Below are 20,271 nucleotides of genomic sequence, written 5' to 3' on the forward strand. Positions count from 1 at the left end.
ATAGCAAATGGGTACGCCGAAATAGCAAATGGGTACGCCGAAATAGCAAATGGGTACGCCGAAATAGCAAATGGGTACGCCGAAATAGCAATAAACCTCTTGCACAAATATTAATAGACTCCCACGAGCATTTGCCCACAAAGAGGGCATAAAAATATTTTTTCTGTTCCCTGTTCCCCGTTCCCTATTTTCAAGACAGAATGAAGGTGCGAAGTATAACCAAGCAAAATCACAGGCAGGTGTAGTGTGAAACGTTGGCTGCAAGGGCTGGGATTAGAGTTTTGGTTGCCTCTACCACTAGTAGCGGTTGTGTTTTGGCTTGGCTGTAATTTCCTAGCTGCTCAAGAGTTAAGCCGACCCTACTCCACGAAGAAAAAACTTCAGTCAGATACTCAACTTGAAGCACGGGTATCAGTCAATGTCTTGCTCATTAATGCTGCCGTTAACCGAACCAAGAGAATTACTCAAGTAGAAGTGGAAACAGCAGACCCCATCCTGAAGCGATTGGAATTAGAACTTCCAACAATAGAATTCAGCCAAATAGAAGCGATAATTGCCCAAGAACTAGGTCTACCCCGTCAGGATGTTAGAAAGTTAGTGCGCTATGAGATTGTGGAATAACATTGATCCGAAATCTTAAGAGTCCCCAATCCCTAGTCCCCAATCCCCAGTCCCTAGTTCAATGCGTTCTGCCTTGGTTTTCAATGTTTGGTTCATGGCTTCAAACCCTTGGCGAACTTCAATATTTAATCGACGAGCCAACAGAGGTACTAGTAAGCCCTGGAAAGATTCTTGCTGAATAAAGCGGACGCGTAGGCGTAGCCCATCGCTTGCTAACGGTTCAATGATAAAGCTATGTTCAACGTCAAATAATCCTGGCATCAAAAAGTGCCATAACCAGCGCAATTTGCGATTAGGTTCTACCGTAATCACCGTAGGTTGAAAGGTCACAATATCTCTACCCGGAGGCTGAAAGTGAACGGTTAGCTGTGCCCCTTCACTCAGCGAACCACTAATTTGACGAATAAACAGATTCCAATGTGGAAAACTGGCAAAATCAGTGAGTAGGTTCCAGACCTGCTCATCGGATGCCTGAATTTCAATTTCAGTGTAGATTTTCATGGATATTAGTTGATATAAAAACCAGAATTAAAACGGTTATCCCTGCTAAAAATAACCCTATGTATTCTAGTCCTAGTAATCGACCAACCCAAAAATTACGGGTGAAGGTAGGCAGATAAAGTAGGGGAAGCAGGGTGAGAAAATAACTTGATTTTCCTACCATAAAATAAACCCCGCAAAGTTTCTTTGGTGGACTATGAGGAAACTAAATTGTTTCTTGTAAAACATAATGAATACTATTCGTGGAAAACTTACGTTTTAACAGCAAAATTAGGTGGTTGGTAGACAGTTATGAAGGAACTACTGACCTTGAACAACCAGGACGGAACATGGAGCGTGATGAACGACGTGATTGCTCACACTTCCTGCTAAAAGTTCGGCAAATCCTTTAAGTCCTCTACGACCAAGCACAATCAAATCTGCTCCCCAACTCCGGGCTAAATCACAGATGTTAGTCCCAGGATCTCCTGTTTGAGAACTGGATTCTGCCATAATGCCTTGTATTTTCGCTTTCTGATAGTACGACTGGAGTAAATTTTGTGCCTGTCGTGTTTCTATTTCTAGGTCTACTAAATTTACAGTGAGTTGACTAGAAGTTGCTAGCTCAATGCTGTGACAAATCATTAACTGAGCAGCATCTTTTTGGGCTAATTCCAGCGCTTTTGCAAACACTGTTGCAGTAGCAGGTGAATCATCGACTGCTACCAAAATCTTCTTAAAGCTCATCTCCAACTCCAATAATCAATTACTTCATTTACTTGTATTGTCTTTTAGTTTGAGGGACAAATGTGATTTAAAAGTGAAATTAAGTAGGATAAACGATTTATTCACTTTTCGTTCACATTCATCAGTAATCCTGGAAAAGAAGCAGAGAAACGAAACTAACCCAATTGAGGTTTAAAACGAATATCCGAACTAATACGGTTCATGCTCACACTAGAAAACTATAGTTTTTTACTATTTGGAGATTAATATAGCGGTTTCCAGTTTAGTCCAATACAGACCTAACCCCCAACCCCTTCCCTACTAGCGTTGGGGAGTAAGATTCAAAGCCTCTCTCCTTGCAGGAGAGAGGAATGGAAGTGAGGTCAAAATTGTACTTCACCCAAGCAATAACCGCTATAAAGCTTCGTTTTAAACTTACTAATTTTTATAGGAGATGTTGTTATGAATTTCAGTCCAGTTAAAAATGCAACCGGCATCATTTCTACCCGTCAGGCAGTAACACAGGTGCTTGATGAACTCAGAGCAATTGACTTTCCTATGCAGAAAATTTCTGTGTTCTCTTTAGACTCTGAAGACGAAAAGTTGCACAAGAAAACTAATGCGAGTAAACATCCCATAACTCCTATCGAAGGTGCTAAAGCAGGTGCAATTACAGGAGGAACAACCGGGGGCTTCCTGGCACTAACAGCCGGACTTGGCGTATTAGTTATTCCCGGTTTTGGGCCGGCATTAGCAGTTGAATCTGTGGTGGGTACACTCCTGGCGGGTGGAGCGAGTGCGATTTTTGGCAGTGTTTATGGCGCATTTCAAGGTTGGTTTGCTCCCGAAAGGCAAGCTAGACTCTGTGAGCCAACCACCTGCCAAGAAAAATTTTTGGTGAAGGTAGAGGGAACAACAGATGAAATCTGGCAAGCAGAATCGATTCTCCGTGACTGGGGTGTGCGGGAATGGCATATTTATTAACTTAGCCAAAGATTCTTGTAATAACACCAATTTGAAAAAAGAAAGATACAGATTCAAACAGAGAAATCCAGATTAAATCTGATGAGTCTTAGAGGTTGTTTTAAAAGTGGTTTGCTGTGATTTAAATCGAATTATTACCCCCCTTAATCCCCCCTTATAAAGGGGGGAAACCGGAAAATTTGCTTCCCTCCCCAATACATACGGGGAGGGTTAGGGTGGGGTAAAAAATATTTCATACATCAATCATGACTTTTCAAACATCCCCTTAATTACGAATTATTTTTTGGAGACGAAAATGACAGCAAATACGATCGCTACAAATACTTTTGCCCAGACAACAAAAGATTTACTCAACTATGAATGGCATACTTTGGGCGAACAAAAGGTTGTGCAAACGTTAGCCAGCAATCCCGAAGCAGGTTTGACCCATAAAGAAGCTACCAAACGACACCAGCAGATGGGTGCAAATCAACTGACTGGTAAAAGTGGAAAAAGTCCTTGGCTACAATTTTTAGAGCAATTTAATCAACCACTACTATATATTTTGCTGACGGCGGGAGTGGTGACGCTGCTGCTGCGAGATTGGCTAGATGCGGGAGTAATTTTTGGTGTCACCCTAATTAACGTCATCATTGGCTACATTCAAGAATCGAAAGCAGAAGGCGCGATCGCTGCTTTATCCAAAGCTGTCACTACCGAAGCAACTTTGATTCGCGATGGTCAAAAAACCCGTCTGGCTTCGACTGAACTTGTTCTGGGTGATTTGGTATTGCTGGCATCTGGGGATAAAGTACCTGCGGATCTGCGGTTATTAAGTGTGCGTGGGTTGCAAGTTGATGAGTCTGCCTTAACAGGCGAATCCGTTCCGGTGGAGAAAGCAACGCCATCACTGGCTGTGGAAACACCGTTAGCCGAACGCAGCAATATGGTGTATGCCGGAAGTTTCGTTAGTTTTGGACAGGCAGAAGGGATTGTAGTCGCGATCGCAGATGCAACTGAAACCGGTCGCATCTCCCAGTTAATTGAAAGCAGCACAAATCTGAAAACACCACTGACGCGAAATATTGACAAGTTTAGCAAAAGCTTGTTGTATGTCATTTTAGCTTTAGCTGCTCTGACATTTGCAGTTGGATTAGGACAAGGCGAATCTTGGATTGATGTTTTCAAAGCGACTGTGGCTCTGGTAGTCAGCGCGATTCCCGAAGGATTACCTGCAATTGTTACCGTCACTTTGGCGATCGGAGTTTCCCGGATGGCACGACGTAAGGCGATTATTCGCAAGCTACCTGCTGTGGAAACTTTGGGAAGTACCACCGTTATTTGCTCTGACAAAACTGGGACGTTAACTGAAAATCAGATGACGGTTCAAAAGATTTATGCAGGTGGACAACGTTACACCGTTAGCGGTATTGGTTATGCCCCAGACGGTGAAATCCTGATCGATCGACAACCTGTTGATTTCAATGCAGATGGACATGTTGCTCTTTGGGAATCTCTGGAAGCAGGATTGCTGTGCAATGATTCTCATATCGAATGGGGAGACGGACAGTGGGACTTAGTAGGAACCCCAACTGAGGGAGCATTGATTGCGGCTGCCAATAAAGCGGGATTGACGCAAGGGAATCTAGAACAAGAATTACCCAGAATAGACACCATTCCCTTTGAGTCTCAATTCCAGTACATGGCGACTTTGCATGAATTGGATGCAAAGCGATCGCTGAATGTGATTTATCTCAAAGGTTCTGTAGAGGCAATTCTCCAACGATGCGTAGTTTACCGCCGCAGGCATCGCCTGCTCGATGCTCAAGGACAACTCGCTCGTCTCAATCCTGCCGCAGTGGAAGAGGAAGTTGCTGGCATGGCAAACCAAGGGTTACGAGTATTGGCGTTCGCCAGCAAAGAAGTTGCCACTAAGCGCTCTTTAAATCGCAATGATATCGATCGAGGACTGGTGTTTCTGGGACTTCAAGGTATTATCGATCCGCCTCGTGAGGAAGCGATCGCCGCAGTAAAAGCCTGTCAATCTGCTGGAATTCAGGTGAAGATGATCACTGGGGATCATGCGCTAACAGCAGCTGCGATCGCCCGTCAAATGGGAATTTGCTCGACTGAAGCACAAGTTTTCACCGGACGGCAATTAGCTCAGATGGATGAAAAAGAATTTGCCCAAGCGGCTGAACAAGGTATGGTATTTGCGCGAGTTGCTCCAGAACAAAAGTTGGATCTGGTAAAAGCATTGCAGTCTCAGGGTGAAATTGTTGCGATGACTGGAGATGGTGTCAATGATGCTCCCGCTCTCAAACAGGCAGATATTGGTGTAGCGATGGGCATAGCCGGGGCAGAAGTTGCTAAAGAATCGGCGGATATGCTGCTAACTGACGATAACTTCGCCTCAATAGAAGCCGCTGTGGAGGAAGGGCGTGGGGTTTACCGCAACTTGCGAAAAGCGATCGCCTTCTTGTTGCCGATTAACGTTGGCGAATCCATGACAATTTTGATTGCCATTCTCCTAGCAACCGCGCTTCCCATCTTACCAATCCAAATTCTCTGGCTCAACATGGTCAGTTCCATAGCATTGATTGCTCCCCTTGCCTTTGAGCCAAAATCTGGACACGTGATGCAACAACCACCGCGCAACCCCAGAGAAAGACTTTTATCGGGTGGGTTACTCCAGCGCATCATCGCGATTTCCGTCTTCAATTGGCTGGTAATTTTTGGGATGTTTCAATGGATACTTCAAACTACAGGCAATGAACCATTGGCGCGCACGATGGCAATTAATGGGCTGGTGGCGGCAGAAGTCTTTTACCTGTTAAGTATTAGCCAGTTTTTACCATCTCTAGTTGCCAGAATCCAAGGTAAACGCACACCCGTAGCCTATGCACCTGCGATCGGAATTGTGGTTGTGGTGATTTTACAATGCCTGTTCAGTCAGTGGAGCATGATGAATCAAGTGTTTGACACTACACCTTTAACATTTATCCAAGCTCTCATTTGTATGGGTGTAGGTTTGCCAGTGGTGTTTATAGCTCTCATCTTGCAGCGTTTCGATCCGCTCAATTAGTAATCTGTCAATAAATAATTGATGGATAAATTACGGTAGAGACGGCGATTTATCGCGTCTCTCTAACCGTCAAAATGAATTTGACAGACTACTAGGGATATAGGACTTTTTTAGTCGTTTCATCCAATGCCAGATGATTACGTTAGAGCTACACCCAAATAAATTAAAAACTCCATCAGTACATTTTGCTAGGTATGATATTTAATCTGTAAGCATTTACCTAGTAAGAACCAGCTATGACCCAGAACTACCGCATTACTCTACTACCCGGCGATGGTATTGGCCCTGAAATTATGGCAGTGGCGGTAGATGTACTGAAAGTCGTAGGGAAGCAATTCGATCTGAAGTTTGAATTCCAAGAAGCCCTTATCGGTGGTGCAGCAATTGATGCCACAGGGGAACCCCTACCATCTGCTACTCTAGAGGCTTGCCGTAACAGTGATGCTGTGTTACTTGCAGCCATTGGTGGTTATAAGTGGGATTCTTTGCCATCCAATTTACGCCCAGAAGCAGGTTTGTTAGGACTGCGTGCAGGTTTGGGATTATTTGCCAATTTGCGCCCAGCGAAAATTTTGCCCCAGCTAATCGACGCCTCAACTTTGAAACGCGAAATTGTTGAAGGCGTGGATATTATGGTGGTGCGCGAACTCACTGGCGGGATTTACTTCGGTAAACCTAAAGGGATTTTTGCTACGGAAAACGGTGAGAAACGCGGTGTAAATACAATGGTTTACACCGAATCAGAAATTGAACGCATTGGACGAGTGGCTTTTGAGGCGGCTAGAAAACGCGGTGGAAAACTTTGTTCGGTGGATAAGGCGAACGTATTAGAAGTATCTCAGTTGTGGCGCGATCGCATCACCCAACTTTCTCAAGAATATCCAGATATCGAACTCTCTCATTTATATGTAGATAATGCTGCGATGCAGTTGGTACGCGCTCCCAAGCAGTTCGATACCATCGTCACAGGCAACTTGTTTGGTGATATTCTCTCTGATGCTGCTGCCATGCTCACAGGTAGTATTGGGATGTTACCCTCAGCTAGTTTGGGTGCTTCTGGGCCTGGTGTATTTGAACCCGTTCATGGTTCCGCCCCAGATATTGCTGGACAGGATAAGGCAAATCCTCTAGCACAGGTTTTGAGTGCGGCGATGATGTTGCGCTACGGTTTAGACCAACCAGAAGCGGCAAATCGCATCGAACAAGCCGTATTGCAAGTTTTAGAACAAGGCGATCGCACCGGGGATATAATTTCTCCAGGCAAAAATCTCCTTGGTTGCCGCGCTATGGGAGACTCACTCATCAAAGCTATCGAACAAAAATAATTTTGTATAGCAACTTGGGCAATTTGGCAACCTTTGCTATAAGTTTCGGGTAGACTAAAGGGAAATCTAGCAATCAAATAACAGTCGATAGTGTACGCATTACGACAAGGTCAAGTAAATTTTACCGCCCCAAAGAACCAATCGCCTTTGATTGATCCCTCTGTAATTAGAGCTGCTGGGCAGATATACTATACTCACTGTGAAGTACATCCCGAAATCGCTGGGCAACCTTCCGGTGTAGCAATTAATCGTGTGACTCATCGAGGTAAGGTTATTTTTACTAACCAACCAGTTCTTTTACCTCAAGAGTGTTTTGTACCCTTAAGTCAAATTGAATCCCACATGTATTAGTCATTGGTCATTAGTCATTGGTCATTAGTCATTGGTCATTAGTCATTGGTCACTTGTACTGAGTTTCGACACTTCGACAAGCTCAGTGCATCGCTGCGCGGTAATCGAGCGAAGTCGAGATTCAACTACCGCGTAGTCGTTGGCGTGGTCACTGAGCGTAGTGGAAGTGCAGCCTCTCGTAGAGAAGTATTAGTCATTAGTCATTGACAAAGCGCAAATGACAAAGCACAAATGACACAGGACAAATGACAAAGGACAAATGACTGTATGGACATTTTGTTCGCCATCCCGGCGAGTGTAATGGTCTTTGCTTTGGGTGCATCTATTGGTAGTTTTCTCAATGTTATTGTTTATCGCCTACCTGCTGGGTTGTCAATTCTTTGGCCGCCTTCTCGTTGTCCTAAATGCTTAAACCAGCTAAAAGCTTACGACAACGTACCAGTGTTCGGCTGGATTTCCTTAAGAGGGCGGTGTCGATATTGCAAAAGCAAAATTTCTGTCCGTTATCCCGTGGTAGAAGGGGTGACGGGCATAATTTTTTTACTAATTTTTTTGGTATTTCAAGTTTCGACTTTAACAATAGGCTATTGGGCTTTTTGCAGTTGGCTATTGGCGCTATCACTCATCGACTTAGATACAATGACCCTACCCAATCCACTTACTCAGTCGGGTTTAGTGGTAGGGATTTTGTTTCAAATGGTAGTTGGTTTTCTACCAGAAGGTAGTTTTGTGGCATTGGTAAATCACCTTATGATGGCGATAGTTGGTGCAGTATTAGGCTTATGGCTGTTTGATGCGATCGCCCTATTGAGTTCAATTGCCTTTAGGAAAACTGCAATGGGTGCAGGTGACGCCAAGTTAGCAGCCATGATGGGAGCCTGGTTAGGCTGGAAATATTTGCTCTTGGCTAGTTTTATTGCCTGTGGGCTGGGAGCATTAATTGGCATCGGTATTTTAATTATGCAGCGATCGCGACAAAAATTAGGACAAAAAATACCTTTTGGCCCTTTTCTGGCTTTAGGATCTGTGATTACCCTGTTTAGCGGCGAAGCCATTTTGTCTAGCTACCTGCGGTTATTTTTTCCAGCGTCTTGAATTGGAGTAGGGAGCAGGGAGTGGGGGAGCCAGGAGAGCAAGGGGGCAGGGGAGCAGGGGAGCAGGGGAGCAGGGGAGCAGGGGAGAAGGAAGTTGCAGTAAGATTTTCCCCTCTGCTCCCTTGCCCCTCTGCCTCTTGTGCCCAATGACCAATACCCATAACTTATGCCCTTTCATAAGAAATATTTATAATTCGTGACTGTAACCAACATTACCCCATCTGCCCTTCACATTTTGATAATATTCAGCTTGTGACTTGTATTACCCTCTTAACGACGATTAACCGTTGGCAAGTACAACTAGTGCAACAGATGCTGATTGTTCAAAACCCAGCAATACAAATAATTGATTAGGGTGGGAGGGGGAAAGCATCTTATTTGGAGGTTGGTATTCTCATGGTTTTGTCACTACGTCCATATAATTAAGTCTGCTGAAAAAAAGAGCAAGAGACTTGTATTGGTATAAGTATTTTCGTTAAGCTGGCAACCAAAGACGAAAATTAAGGTCTGAATTGCTTAAAAACGTAGTTTAACGATGTATCCATAAGTCATTAGTAAAGACAAATGACTTATGAATAAGGACAACCCAATACGGTTTGAAATGTTTTCGACCTCATACCCACTTAAAATAAAATAAAAAATGGCTAACAACGAAGAATCACGTGGTTTAAAGTCTCTATTTGATTGGTTTGCAAATCGAAGGAAGTCAGGATCTACCAGCCTCGAACGCCAAGAACGTGAAATTGCTGATGGTCTGTGGCATAAATGCTCTAAGTGTGGCGTGTTGGCATATACAAAAGACTTGAAAGCCAATCAGATGGTTTGTGTCGAATGTGGTCATCATAATCGGGTAGACAGCGATGAGCGCATCCGTCAATTGATAGATCATAATACCTGGAAACCGATGGACGAGCATTTGCGTCCAACCGATCCGCTAGAATTTCGCGATCGCAAACTCTACAGCGATCGCTTGCGGGAAACACAAGATAAAATTGGCTTAATAGATGCAGTTAGAACTGGTTTAGGTCAAATCAATGGTTTGCCTATTGCCCTTGGGGTTATGGACTTCCGCTTCATGGGTGGTAGTATGGGTTCCGTCGTGGGAGAAAGACTCACCCGAATGATTGAGCAAGCCACTCAACGACGCTATCCTGTAGTTATCATCTGCACCTCCGGTGGCGCGAGAATGCAAGAAGGTATGCTCTCTTTGATGCAGATGGCGAAAATCTCCGCAGCCTTACAGCGCCATAAAGACGCTCGATTATTATATATCCCAGTTTTGACCAATCCGACAACGGGCGGCGTTACCGCTAGTTTTGCAATGTTGGGCGATATAATTTTGGCAGAACCCAAGGCAACCATTGGTTTTGCTGGTCGGCGAGTGATTGAGCAAACCTTGCGGGAAAAACTACCCGAAAATTTCCAGACTGCTGAAGATTTGCTCCAGCATGGTTTTGTTGATGATATCGTACCCCGTACCCAATTAAAGAACACCCTAACCCAGCTGATTGCTCTACACCAGCCGGTATTAACAACACCTCACATGGTTTTGTGGGAAACAATGTCCTTGACTTCTACCGCCGCAGAATAAACAAAAGTTAAAAGTTATGAGTTAGGAGTTATGAGTTATGAGTTAAAAATTTACAACTCCTAACTTCTAACTACTAATACCAATTCAATTAATGATTGCAACACATCCTTGGGTAAAGACGCGATGAATCGCGTCTCTACAAATGGTCTATTTGTCGCATCCTTTTTTCAAATTGGTATAACTTCTAACTCCTAACTCCTAACTTCTGCTTGGCTCTTGGAGAAACATGAGTGGAACCAGGGCTACTAGTCGGAATAGAGCAGAGAGGACAAACAAGCTTAGTAAACCTCCAGACTGGGCAAATTGGGCGATGAAACTGCCTATAGTTGTGCCCAAAGCACCACTTACTCCAGCAACGGCAGCTGCGATCGCAAAATAGATAGACTGATTTTTAGTTGGTGCGATCGCCAATTGTATATTGTTGTTGCACAAGTCAATTGCCGCCCAAGTCCCTCCAGCTAAGATGTGTAACAGAGGTAGCCACAACCAGATGTCAAGGCGATTAACACTAATCCCCAGCCACAGCAATGGTGTAGCTGCAACCAAAATCCCAATACAGATGAGGATGGGACGATTACCAATCTTATCTGCTAATCTTCCCCACAGGATAAGCATTAGCAAAGTCGCCGCCGCCTGAAAGCTGTTGTAGATAGTCACATAGCTCACATCCAAATCCAGCGTATCCAGCATATAGAGGTTAAAAAAAGGACTGCTGAGGTTAACAGCAAGTGTCCAGAAGCTGAAATACAGCAGAAAAATCAAAAAGTTAGAGTTTTTCCAAACACTGTTAGCTAATTGGTCTTGTGGTGGATGAATTGATTGAAGCACTTCAGAAAATTCATCTTTTGCAACCTCTGATTGAATCTCACTTGTTTGAGTTAACTTGCCATAATAAGTGTTTTGCGATAGTGGATTCATATCCACCTGGAAATACTGGCATCCTAATCCCATAATCCCAAACACAACGCTTACCAGTAGAACTATTCCATAACCTTGTAGAGATCCCCCATACCAATGTGATACAACTAGACCGGCCATTGGTACGCAAACCAAAGTGGTAAGGTTAGCAGCACTATTGCGTGTCCCAAAAAACCTGCCTCGTAATCGCCGGGGAACTATCATTGCCACCCAACTTAGCCACGATGCAGTTCCTAGTCCTCCCAAAAGATTGCTGAATAGGACAATCAACAGTGTCAATATGACTAACTGGTGAGTATCAACCACTCCCCAACTGGCGCTGGCAATCCCAATTACTAAAATCAGCCATAGCAGCCGACCAATTCCGTGTGTCCGAAGCGAATATTGAAAGCGGCTGGTGCTGCGTTCTGACAAGTAAGCACCCAACGGCTGAATGAGATTGACCAACATCGGGATAGAAGATAGCATCCCAAATACCACTGGACTAGCACCCAATTCCACCAATAAATTGCTGAGTAAAATCCCGCCAGTTCCAAGAGAGTAAACCGATGCTAAGACAGAATCCGCAGTGGAAGCTTTTAAACTAGTGCGAATAGTATCCTTGGGAATTCGAGAGTTTGGAGAGATTGCTATTGGTGATGAGGCAATCTGGGTAATTTCTAGAGTCAGTGGCGCAGTTGTTTCAACCTGAACAGAATCCATAATCTATGCTTATGGGTGAAGTACCCTGGATAAATCCGGTTGCAGAGAAACTCAGTATGCTTTAATTAGCATTGCTGATAATTTTCGTTATTTTAGCTTGCAATTTTCAACAAAAATTTTAAATAAGTAAAACATCATTCCTTCGTAACACAAGGTATAAGCGAAGAAAGAGAATATTAGTTGTTTGTGAACACTAAAGGATTATTTAATTTTTTGGCATTGGTGATGGCGATCGCGATCGCTATTATTGCTTGTCAAAGCCTACAATTGCCAAGCAAACCGTTAGCATCTACCGCAATCACCATCAAACTCAGTGGTTGGGGAGGTTCTCCCGTTGAGCAAAAACTCTTGAGACAAGTATTGCAAGACTTTGAAGCACAACATCCAACGATTAAGGTCAAATATGAGGTAATTTCTGACCAATACATGGATGTAATTAAAACTCGTTTGGTTGGGGAAGCTGCACCCGATGTTTTTTATCTAGATGCGCTGGAAGCTCCTTTCTTGATGAGTCAAAATGTCTTAGAACCGTTAGATGCTTATATCACCCCCAAATTTGACCTAGCAGACTTTGAGGATAACCTACTCGACAGTTTTAAATATCAGAACCAGATTTATGGTCTTCCCAAAGACTATTCCACCCTGGCTCTGTTTTATAACAAAAAAGCCTTCGCCGCCGCCGGCTTGAGTAGTCCACCAGCGACTTGGGATGAATTACGTAACTACTCGAAACAATTGACAGGCAAACTTAACAAATATGGGTTTGGGGAAATTCCAGAATTAGCGCGTCAAGCTTATAAGATTAAAGCCTTTGGTGGACAACTCATCAATCAAAACGGTTATGCTACCTTTGCCAGTGAGACGGGTTTACAGGGTTTAGAGTTGGTAGTAAACCAGTATCAAAAAGACCGCTCCTCTGCCCAAAAATCTGATGTGGGGACAAACTCAGGTAGTGAAATGTTTGGTCAAAGTAAAGTGGCAATGGTGATTGAGGGTAATTGGGCAATTCCCTATCTAACTGAAACCTTTCCCCAAGTAGAGTTTGCTACCGCACAATTGCCTACTATTAATAACAAAAAAGGCACGATGGTCTTTACTGTTGCCTACGTAATGAATAAGCAAGCACAACATAAAGCCGAAGCCTGGGAGTTGATTTCTTATCTCACAGGTAAAGAAGGAATGCAGAAGTGGACAGGAACAGGCTTTGCTTTGCCAACACGTAAATCAGTAGCAAAGAATTTGGGTTATGACCAAGATCCACTGCGATCGCCATTAGTGGCAGGAGTTAATTATGCTACACCGTGGCAGGTGGGGAAATATCCAGGTGCGATCGTCAATAATTTTGATAACCAATTCGTCAGCGCCTTATTGGGACAACAACCATTAAAACAAGCAATGCTGAAGGCAGAGAATGAAGCTAATCAGCAAATTAGGGCGATGGAGTAATACTTAGTCTAAGCAATCTTTCTTGCCTCTACAAAATCACTTCTTGTCCATTCCTCGGTTGGTATAGTTAAATCCTCAAAGGTGTCTTCACGGAGGGACAGGAGTACCCCACGGCTACTTAGAACCATTAGAAGCGATGCCTACGACGGGCTACGCCTACGCCATTTTTCTTAGCTTATTGCTAATACAATCCCCATTCTAATTTCAGGGTTTCTAACTTAGGATTTTTTACACTCATTCTCCTACACTCTTCCAAAAAATCTTTGACTTGTCCTTCGTTAAGACTTAAGCCACCATCTTGAAGATTATTGATATAAGTAATCACATCTGAAGTTGTTAAAGCCGAACTGATTTCTTCTAGCAGAATAGCATTTCTAACTTCCCGGCAAACCAACTCAATATCTGATGAAGTAAATCTCCCACTTTTATCCGCCAGAATTTCAAAATTGACTAGCTGATTCATATCAATTTTTGATAGATAGTGTTTGAATAAATCTATTCTTTCTACTCGATCGGGTGGGAAAACAGGAATCTTCCAATCCAATCTACCAGAACGCTTCAAAGCGCTATCAATACCACTCAAATAATTAGTAGCAGCAATGACAATTACATCACTATTTTGCAGATTATTTAGTTCTATAAGTAATTGGTTGATAGTTGCCTTTTGGTCTGTGTGTGCATTGTCATCGTTACGATTAAACCCAATACTGTCTAACTCATCAATGAATAAAAGTGAAGGAGATTTTTTCTTAGCTTGAGCAAAAATATCTCGAATATTCTTTTGACTTTGCCCTATCCAAACACTGACAATATCGGCAGGAGAGAACTTAAAGAAGTATCTTCCAGACTCATTAGCAAAGGCATTTGCTAATAGAGTTTTACCGCATCCCGGTAAGCCATAGAAAAGAATTCCGCCAATTGAACTCTTATGTCCTTTAGATTGCAGCTTCAAAAGTCTAGTTAGTTTTTCTTTTTCTTCGTTTAGCCCTTGTACTTGGCTAAAGTCAAGCTTAAATTCTTTGATGCGGTTAGTAATTGGATATGCTTGGACTAAACTAGGTTTTTTGGCTCCATACTTAAAGGATGGATATTCGATAGAATCAAATGATACCGGGACTAATTGGTGTTTTTCATAATCAGGAGCCATAATTATAACTTGGAAGCGATCGCCATAATATCCAGAAAACTTATATTCTAATATTTCCTTAACTTTTTTCAGTTGGTAATAGTTGCGTGCTATCTCAAAACCGGGAATTACCAACCAAAGACTTTCTAGTTTATTTGGCCATACTTTTGATTTTCTTAAAACTCTTTTAATTGAATCTAAAAAGAGATTATTATCCTGAAATTCTTGGTATTTTAGAGTTTCTATCTCAACCACTACCTGATTTTTTACATAGACTTCTATAATTTCATTTTGGTACTCTTCATCATCGTCTGATGGATCTTCATCGATTGCTTCTTCATCTCTAGAAGTCAACTCAACTTCACAGTCAATATTAGACAATCCATATCCTAAGCTTTCCAACGTTTTAATAGCAAAATATTTAAGATAGATATATTCTTTACTTTCCTGCTGCCACTTCAGAGTGTAAAAATGTTCAGATTTCATCTTCAGAAATAACTGAGACTCAGCCTGTATTTGAGCCTTTTGTAATTCGACAAAGTAATCTTGCAAAAATGCATCATCTTCCTCTATTTCATAATATGGAAGTTCCAACAGTAGACGGAAATGGGCGTAAACTTCCTCTTTATATTCAATAGAGGCTTCATTTGGGTATTTACACCGGAGAGTAAAAGTAAAAGGAATTTTACTAGCAACTCTATCTACCAAGTACCCTAAAGCATCTTCTTGCTGATGGGCTTGAATTTCTAATGCCGATGGACAATGAAATAAAATAAAGAACTGTTCGGAATTATATTTATTCGCATATAGAGATATCTGTTCAAACTGCTGATCGAATTTTTCAGAATCAAGCAACTCTAAGCCAGTATTGCCAAGGATAATACTGGTCATAATTGAGCGATGAAACTGGAAAATACTAGCATCGGATATAGGATTTTCTTGCTCATCTGCACAATCTTTATCTTCTGAGAGAATACTTGTAGGAATTTTCCTATTGGCAACTTTTGGTATACTATGATAGCCTCCATATTGAGATTTTCTAATTAATTCATAATTAAAGATTTTGACAACAATATCACAGAAGAAATCTTCTACTTGTGGAATCAAAAAAATACCTACTGGCTGTTGAGAATCTAAACACGCTTGAAATCGTTCATATTCTTGTTCAGAACCAAAATCAAACAAGTAGTAGAAAAAATCATGTTTGACTGAAACTGCCTCTTTTAGTTTGGCTGAAATTGATTGAGGTTCAGCAACTTGATTTGTTGGTTCTACACCTTTAATAGAAATAGCTATTTTTGTATCTAAGGGAATATGTAAATCTAACCGAGGATTTGCACAAAGCCCCAATTCATCCAGGGCAGTATTAAAATCATCTATGAATGATTGACTTCTACGCTGGTAGCCAAACTGTTCTATGATAGTTTTGACCCGTAGACTTTTTTGAGTTTTACCAGTTCTCTGAAGTTTACTTTTAATTGAACGTAAGTAGGCTGTATATGACATTTTGTGAGCATTCCAAGGAAACTAAATATATAGTTCCCTAACTTACATATCCAGCTAACTCACACAGGCAATGTCTTTATTTTTGTCTGGGAGTACGATAAATAATCATGCACGACCTATCGCTACAGTCGGGTTGTGCGGGATTAAGCGGAGGTTCAGTAGTGTTTGAAATCAACAGGCGACGGAATAACCCCAAATGGAATATGACCGAAGACTTGGCTGGGTATATGTTTATGATGCCCACAATTCTAGTTTTGGGAACTTTTGTAGTCTTACCCATTCTCTACGCCGTTTTTCTTTCCCTGCAAAAAGTCCAACTTCTCGGCGGTATTGAGTACGAGTTCATTGGTTTTCGGAACTTCACGCGATTAGCTGAAGATGAACGGGTTTGGATTGCTTTGAGAAACACATCACAATACGTAGCCATTGTTGTGCCAACTCAAACCGTACTAGCTTTAATTCTGGCGGTAACACTAAATTCTGGGATTCGTGGTAAAAACTGGTGGCGCATCCTCTATTTTTTGCCCACAGTCACTTCTTCAGCAGTGCTGACACTGATCTTTATGTGGATTTATAACACTGATGGGCTACTAAACGATTTCCTCGCATTTGTGGGGCTACCGACTTATAACTGGTTGGGCGATCCAGCAGTTGCGCTCAAAGGCATTATGATCATGAACATTTGGTCAACTGCACCGTTTTTCATGGTGATTTATCTGGCGGCGTTGCAAGATATACCCCAAACACTTTATGAGGCGGCGGAACTCGATGGCGCAAATGGGTGGCAGCAATTTATCTACATTACTCTTCCCCTGCTTAAGCCTGTAACCTTCTTTGTGGCAACAGTGGGGGTAATTGGGACTTTTCAACTTTTTGACCAGTCTTACATCTTTTCTGGCGGTACTGGCGGGCCAAACAACGCTACCTTAACTGTGGTGCTACTGATTTATCAAGCTGTGTTTCGGAATTTACAAATGGGATATGCAGCAGCGATCGCATTTTTGTTAGCAGCAGCGATCATTCTCATCACTTTGATTCAGCGGCGACTTTTCGGAGGCGAACGATTTGACTAACACCTCTGGCTTATCCTGGCTCAAAGCCTTGTTATACGTCCTGCTGACACTTTATGCCATTATTACCCTAATACCCTTTCTCTGGGCACTTTCAGCATCATTTAAGCCGTTATCAGAGATTGTCAGTGGTGAACCCAACTTTCTCCCCAATAATTTTACTCTCGATAACTACAAGCAAATCTTTCTCCAAGAACCGCTATTTTGGCGCTGGTTATTCAACAGTGTAGCGATCGCTATCAGCGTCACGCTTTTAAATTTGTTGTTAAATTCAATGGCTGGTTATGCTTTGGCAAGACTGCGCTTTGTAGGTAAACGTTTTTGGTTCTTCCTAATTTTGGCTGTGCTGGCAGTACCGGCGCAAATCACGCTAATTCCCACATTTTTAATTTTAAAAGCGATCGGCTGGCTAAATTCTTACCAAGGCATGATAGCGCCTAGCATGGTTAATGCCACTTTTATCTTCATGATGCGGCAGTTTTTCGTTAATTTTCCTAAAGAACTAGAAGAAGCAGCTCAACTCGATGGCTTAAATACTTTTGGAATTTTTCGACACATTGTCTTACCTTTGGCAAAACCAGCACTGGCGGCGCAGGCGGTTTTTGTCTTCATGGGGAGTTGGAATAATTTTTTACTGCCTATAGTTATCCTATTTGACCCAGAAATGTTTACCCTCCCCTTGGGGCTGAACACCTTCAAAGGTCAATACATCAGCTATTGGAACTACATTATGGCGGCTTCTATGGTCTTCACCCTACCAGCTTTAGGCATTTACGCCTTTTTTAACCGTTACTTTATTCAAAGCGTCACCTTTACCGGGGGAAAAGGTTAATAGGCATTAGTCATTAGTCAAAAGTTAAAAATTCTTCCCCTGCTTCCCCTGCTTCCCCTGCCCCCTGCCCCCTGCCCTCTGCCCCTCCCATTCCCCAAACAGTATTTTGGGCAACAAATTGCACTCCTAACGTGATATTGGTATTACAGCGACTCAATCTCTATCTATCAGTAAACAAGCATTATGGGTTTTGCAGACCTATCGATCGCAGAGATAGCAGACGACTACAGCATTCCTGTAGAACAAGTGTTTTCTCTGTGCAACCAACTGGGAATCGCCTACAAACACCAAAAGACCCGTTTGGCGTTAGAAGATGCAAAGGCAATTATTTCCCAAATATCCTCTGAAATATGCCCCAAAGGTACTAACGACTTGGTGGACGATCGCGAAGTCACCTGAAGGGTTATCTCAGAACTTTGGCTAATAACTGATAGCTAATGATAAAAAACAATGAGTCATTAGCAATTAGCAGCTTGGAGATTGAGAATCGCGTTCTTAGCTGTGTTGAGCGTCAAAATCTTTAAGGGGAAACATGTTTATAAGACTAATTGGCGTTGTTGTGGCTACTGTTTTACTCTCGTTTCAGTTGATTGTCGGTAGCGCGACAGCAGTGGAACTAGACGAAGCTACCCGAACAGTGCCATTAAATACTCAGGGTGATACCGTTGTACTCAGCCTTAAACAAGTCAAAGAAGGCAAACGCTTATTTAATTACGCTTGTGCCCAATGTCATGCTGGTGGAGTTACCAAGACAAACCAAAACGTGGGACTCACTCCAGACGACTTGGCACTGGCAACACCTAACCGTAACAACATTGAAGGTTTAGTAGATTACCTGAAAAATCCCACTACTTACGATGGTGAAGAAGAGATTTCCGAAATACACCCCAGTCTCAAAAGCGCAGATATTTTCACAGCAGTGCGAAATCTGACGGAAGATGACTTGGAGGCGATCGCCGGTCATATTCTCTTACAACCCAAAATCGTTGGTACTAAGTGGGGAGGCGGAAAAATCTATTACTAAATCTCGTAGTTGAGTCCTTGGGAATAGGGTATTGGGCATTGGGAATAGGGCATTGGGAAGAATTCAGTCTCCATTCCCCGTTCCCCATTCCCCGTTCCCTGTTCCCTGTTCCTCATTTACTGCTTATGGGACAGCTTTTTGCAATAAATTGCTCTCCATTCTTAAAAAAAAATTGATCTATGACAGATTGTCATATTTGGTGTTGATTTTATTTAAAATGAGAAAGGGAAAAAAATTGTTTGTTAGGAGAGAGCTATGAAATTAATTTCGGCAAGCTGGCGACGCCTTAGTTTAGCTGTGTTGACAATCCTTTTAGTTGTTAGCAGCTTTGCTGTTTTTACTCCCAGTGCTTCAGCTGAAACCTACAAGGTGAAATTGGGTAGCGATAAAGGAATGCTGGCATTTGAACCGAAAAAGTTGACAATTAAGCCAGGTGACACTATTGAATGGGTGAACAATAAAGTTCCTCCCCATAATGTTGTGTTTGATAATGCCAAAAACCCCTCTAAGAGCGCCGATTTAGCTAAATCTTTGTCTCATAAGAAGTTGCTCATGAGTCCTGGTCAAAAGGAAACAACCACCTTTGCAGCAGACGCACCTGCTGGTGACTACACCTTCTACTGTGAACCTCATCGTGGTGCTGGTATGGTTGGTACAATCACTGTCGAAAGCTAGAAACACCAGCGTTTGACACGAGATGATTACTCAGTGAAATTAGCTCATCGCCACACGCTACACTCCTAGAGTGACGCATAAGAATGCAGAAATGGCGGTAACGAGTTCTATCCTTCCCTAAGACGCTAAACTAATTTGTAGCGATCGAGGAGTGAACTTGTTACCGCCAATTTTGATCAAATTTGACTTAATCAGGGATTAATCGCGTTTATACTCTTGCTGGAGGCTTGTTGCGAGGAAATACTGTTGAGAATACTTTTATTAATTCTACTGTCGGCGATCGCCCTATTCAAATTTACATTCATTAGTCCAGCACTAGCTGCTGAAACATCCAACGGTGCGAAAATTTTCGAGGCTAACTGCGCTTCTTGCCATATAGGTGGCGGTAACATCCTTATCAGCCAGAAAACCTTGAAAAAGGAAGCATTGTCAAAGTACCTAGAAAATTACAATCAAGACTCAATCGAGGCGATTATCCACCAAGTGCAAAATGGTAAAAATGCCATGCCTGCCTTTAAAGACAAGTTAAGTTCTGAGGAGATTCTGGAGGTAGCTGCTTACGTTTTTCAAAATGCGGAACAAGGCTGGTAAAGTAGCTATACCGTATAGTTTTTTGGGGTGAGCGTTTGCCTATCTTTAGTTAATAGCCTGGCTAGACGCTCACCCCACAGGAGAATTTATTTGTTGGAAATCCCTCAGTGCATTTCCTTCTTGGATTTAACGAACTTCTAAATTA

Annotated in this window: 19 protein-coding genes; 14 read left to right on the top strand and 5 right to left on the bottom strand. The window is 42.4% G+C overall.

Annotated features, from left to right (window positions below):
* Window positions 1-246: 246 nt before the first annotated feature.
* Window positions 247-621 carry a hypothetical protein gene (locus V7K61_RS20635; RefSeq protein ID WP_335056102.1) on the top strand — a complete coding sequence of 125 codons (375 nt, stop codon included), beginning with the start codon at window positions 247-249 and terminating at the stop codon, window positions 619-621.
* 15 nt (window positions 622-636) lie between these two features.
* On the opposite strand, the gene V7K61_RS20640 is transcribed toward V7K61_RS20635, so the two are convergent.
* Window positions 637-1,122 (bottom strand): SRPBCC domain-containing protein, encoded by a 486-nt coding sequence (locus V7K61_RS20640; protein ID WP_335056104.1) that lies wholly within the window; start codon window positions 1,120-1,122, stop codon window positions 637-639.
* Between the two features lie 300 nt (window positions 1,123-1,422).
* Window positions 1,423-1,848 (bottom strand): universal stress protein, encoded by a 426-nt coding sequence (locus tag V7K61_RS20645; protein WP_335056106.1) that lies wholly within the window; start codon window positions 1,846-1,848, stop codon window positions 1,423-1,425.
* A 441-nt stretch (window positions 1,849-2,289) separates the two neighbouring features.
* On the opposite strand from V7K61_RS20645, the gene V7K61_RS20650 reads away from it, so the two are divergent.
* The 6 genes from V7K61_RS20650 (at window position 2,290) to accD (ending at window position 10,236) form a co-directional block, all read left to right on the top strand.
* Window positions 2,290-2,811: a hypothetical protein gene (locus tag V7K61_RS20650; protein WP_335056108.1), complete on the top strand. Its 522-nt coding sequence runs from the start codon at window positions 2,290-2,292 to the stop codon at window positions 2,809-2,811.
* Window positions 2,812-3,106: 295 nt separating this feature from the next.
* Window positions 3,107-5,875, top strand: a complete 2,769-nt coding sequence (locus V7K61_RS20655; RefSeq protein ID WP_335056109.1) for a cation-translocating P-type ATPase — start codon at window positions 3,107-3,109, stop codon at window positions 5,873-5,875.
* Window positions 5,876-6,111: 236 nt separating this feature from the next.
* Window positions 6,112-7,200, top strand: coding sequence for a 3-isopropylmalate dehydrogenase (gene leuB / locus V7K61_RS20660; protein ID WP_099102670.1), 1,089 nt, complete (start codon window positions 6,112-6,114; stop codon window positions 7,198-7,200).
* A 90-nt stretch (window positions 7,201-7,290) separates the two neighbouring features.
* Window positions 7,291-7,551: a hypothetical protein gene (locus V7K61_RS20665; RefSeq protein WP_094347451.1), complete on the top strand. Its 261-nt coding sequence runs from the start codon at window positions 7,291-7,293 to the stop codon at window positions 7,549-7,551.
* 267 nt (window positions 7,552-7,818) lie between these two features.
* Window positions 7,819-8,646 (top strand): prepilin peptidase, encoded by an 828-nt coding sequence (locus tag V7K61_RS20670; RefSeq protein ID WP_335056113.1) that lies wholly within the window; start codon window positions 7,819-7,821, stop codon window positions 8,644-8,646.
* Between the two features lie 639 nt (window positions 8,647-9,285).
* Window positions 9,286-10,236 carry an acetyl-CoA carboxylase, carboxyltransferase subunit beta gene (accD, locus tag V7K61_RS20675; protein ID WP_335056115.1) on the top strand — a complete coding sequence of 317 codons (951 nt, stop codon included), beginning with the start codon at window positions 9,286-9,288 and terminating at the stop codon, window positions 10,234-10,236.
* Window positions 10,237-10,434: 198 nt separating this feature from the next.
* On the opposite strand, the gene V7K61_RS20680 is transcribed toward accD, so the two are convergent.
* Window positions 10,435-11,856, bottom strand: coding sequence for an MFS transporter (locus V7K61_RS20680; protein ID WP_335056117.1), 1,422 nt, complete (start codon window positions 11,854-11,856; stop codon window positions 10,435-10,437).
* 225 nt (window positions 11,857-12,081) lie between these two features.
* Between V7K61_RS20680 and V7K61_RS20685 the strand changes: the two genes are divergently transcribed.
* Window positions 12,082-13,302 (top strand): ABC transporter substrate-binding protein, encoded by a 1,221-nt coding sequence (locus V7K61_RS20685; RefSeq protein WP_335056339.1) that lies wholly within the window; start codon window positions 12,082-12,084, stop codon window positions 13,300-13,302.
* Window positions 13,303-13,483: 181 nt separating this feature from the next.
* On the opposite strand, the gene V7K61_RS20690 is transcribed toward V7K61_RS20685, so the two are convergent.
* Window positions 13,484-15,934 (bottom strand): ATP-binding protein, encoded by a 2,451-nt coding sequence (locus V7K61_RS20690; RefSeq protein WP_335056119.1) that lies wholly within the window; start codon window positions 15,932-15,934, stop codon window positions 13,484-13,486.
* Window positions 15,935-16,041: 107 nt separating this feature from the next.
* Between V7K61_RS20690 and V7K61_RS20695 the strand changes: the two genes are divergently transcribed.
* A complete protein-coding gene (locus tag V7K61_RS20695) occupies window positions 16,042-17,007 on the top strand; it encodes a carbohydrate ABC transporter permease (RefSeq protein WP_442936340.1) in 966 nt (321 codons plus the stop codon).
* The gene (locus tag V7K61_RS20700; protein ID WP_335056121.1) at window positions 17,000-17,836 is read left to right on the top strand and encodes a carbohydrate ABC transporter permease; all 837 of its coding nucleotides are present in this window, start codon (window positions 17,000-17,002) and stop codon (window positions 17,834-17,836) included. Before V7K61_RS20695 ends, V7K61_RS20700 begins: the two co-directional genes overlap by 8 nt.
* A gap of 13 nt (window positions 17,837-17,849) precedes the next feature.
* On the opposite strand, the gene V7K61_RS20705 is transcribed toward V7K61_RS20700, so the two are convergent.
* A complete protein-coding gene (locus tag V7K61_RS20705) occupies window positions 17,850-17,993 on the bottom strand; it encodes a hypothetical protein (RefSeq protein ID WP_335056123.1) in 144 nt (47 codons plus the stop codon).
* A 26-nt stretch (window positions 17,994-18,019) separates the two neighbouring features.
* Here V7K61_RS20705 and V7K61_RS20710 point away from each other — a divergent pair, with 26 nt between their 5' ends.
* The 4 genes from V7K61_RS20710 to petJ all read left to right on the top strand — a co-directional run bounded on the left by V7K61_RS20710 (window position 18,020) and on the right by petJ (window position 20,126).
* Window positions 18,020-18,235: a hypothetical protein gene (locus tag V7K61_RS20710; protein ID WP_335056125.1), complete on the top strand. Its 216-nt coding sequence runs from the start codon at window positions 18,020-18,022 to the stop codon at window positions 18,233-18,235.
* A gap of 133 nt (window positions 18,236-18,368) precedes the next feature.
* Window positions 18,369-18,860 (top strand): photosystem II cytochrome c-550, encoded by a 492-nt coding sequence (gene psbV / locus V7K61_RS20715; RefSeq protein ID WP_335056127.1) that lies wholly within the window; start codon window positions 18,369-18,371, stop codon window positions 18,858-18,860.
* Window positions 18,861-19,115: 255 nt separating this feature from the next.
* The gene (petE, locus tag V7K61_RS20720) at window positions 19,116-19,535 is read left to right on the top strand and encodes a plastocyanin (protein WP_335056129.1); all 420 of its coding nucleotides are present in this window, start codon (window positions 19,116-19,118) and stop codon (window positions 19,533-19,535) included.
* Window positions 19,536-19,781: 246 nt separating this feature from the next.
* Complete coding sequence (gene petJ / locus V7K61_RS20725; RefSeq protein WP_335056131.1) at window positions 19,782-20,126, top strand: cytochrome c6 PetJ; 345 nt, start codon at window positions 19,782-19,784, stop codon at window positions 20,124-20,126.
* Window positions 20,127-20,271: the final 145 nt, after the last annotated feature.

The organism is Nostoc sp., assembly GCF_036918015.1.
Taxonomy (GTDB): domain Bacteria; phylum Cyanobacteriota; class Cyanobacteriia; order Cyanobacteriales; family Nostocaceae; genus Nostoc.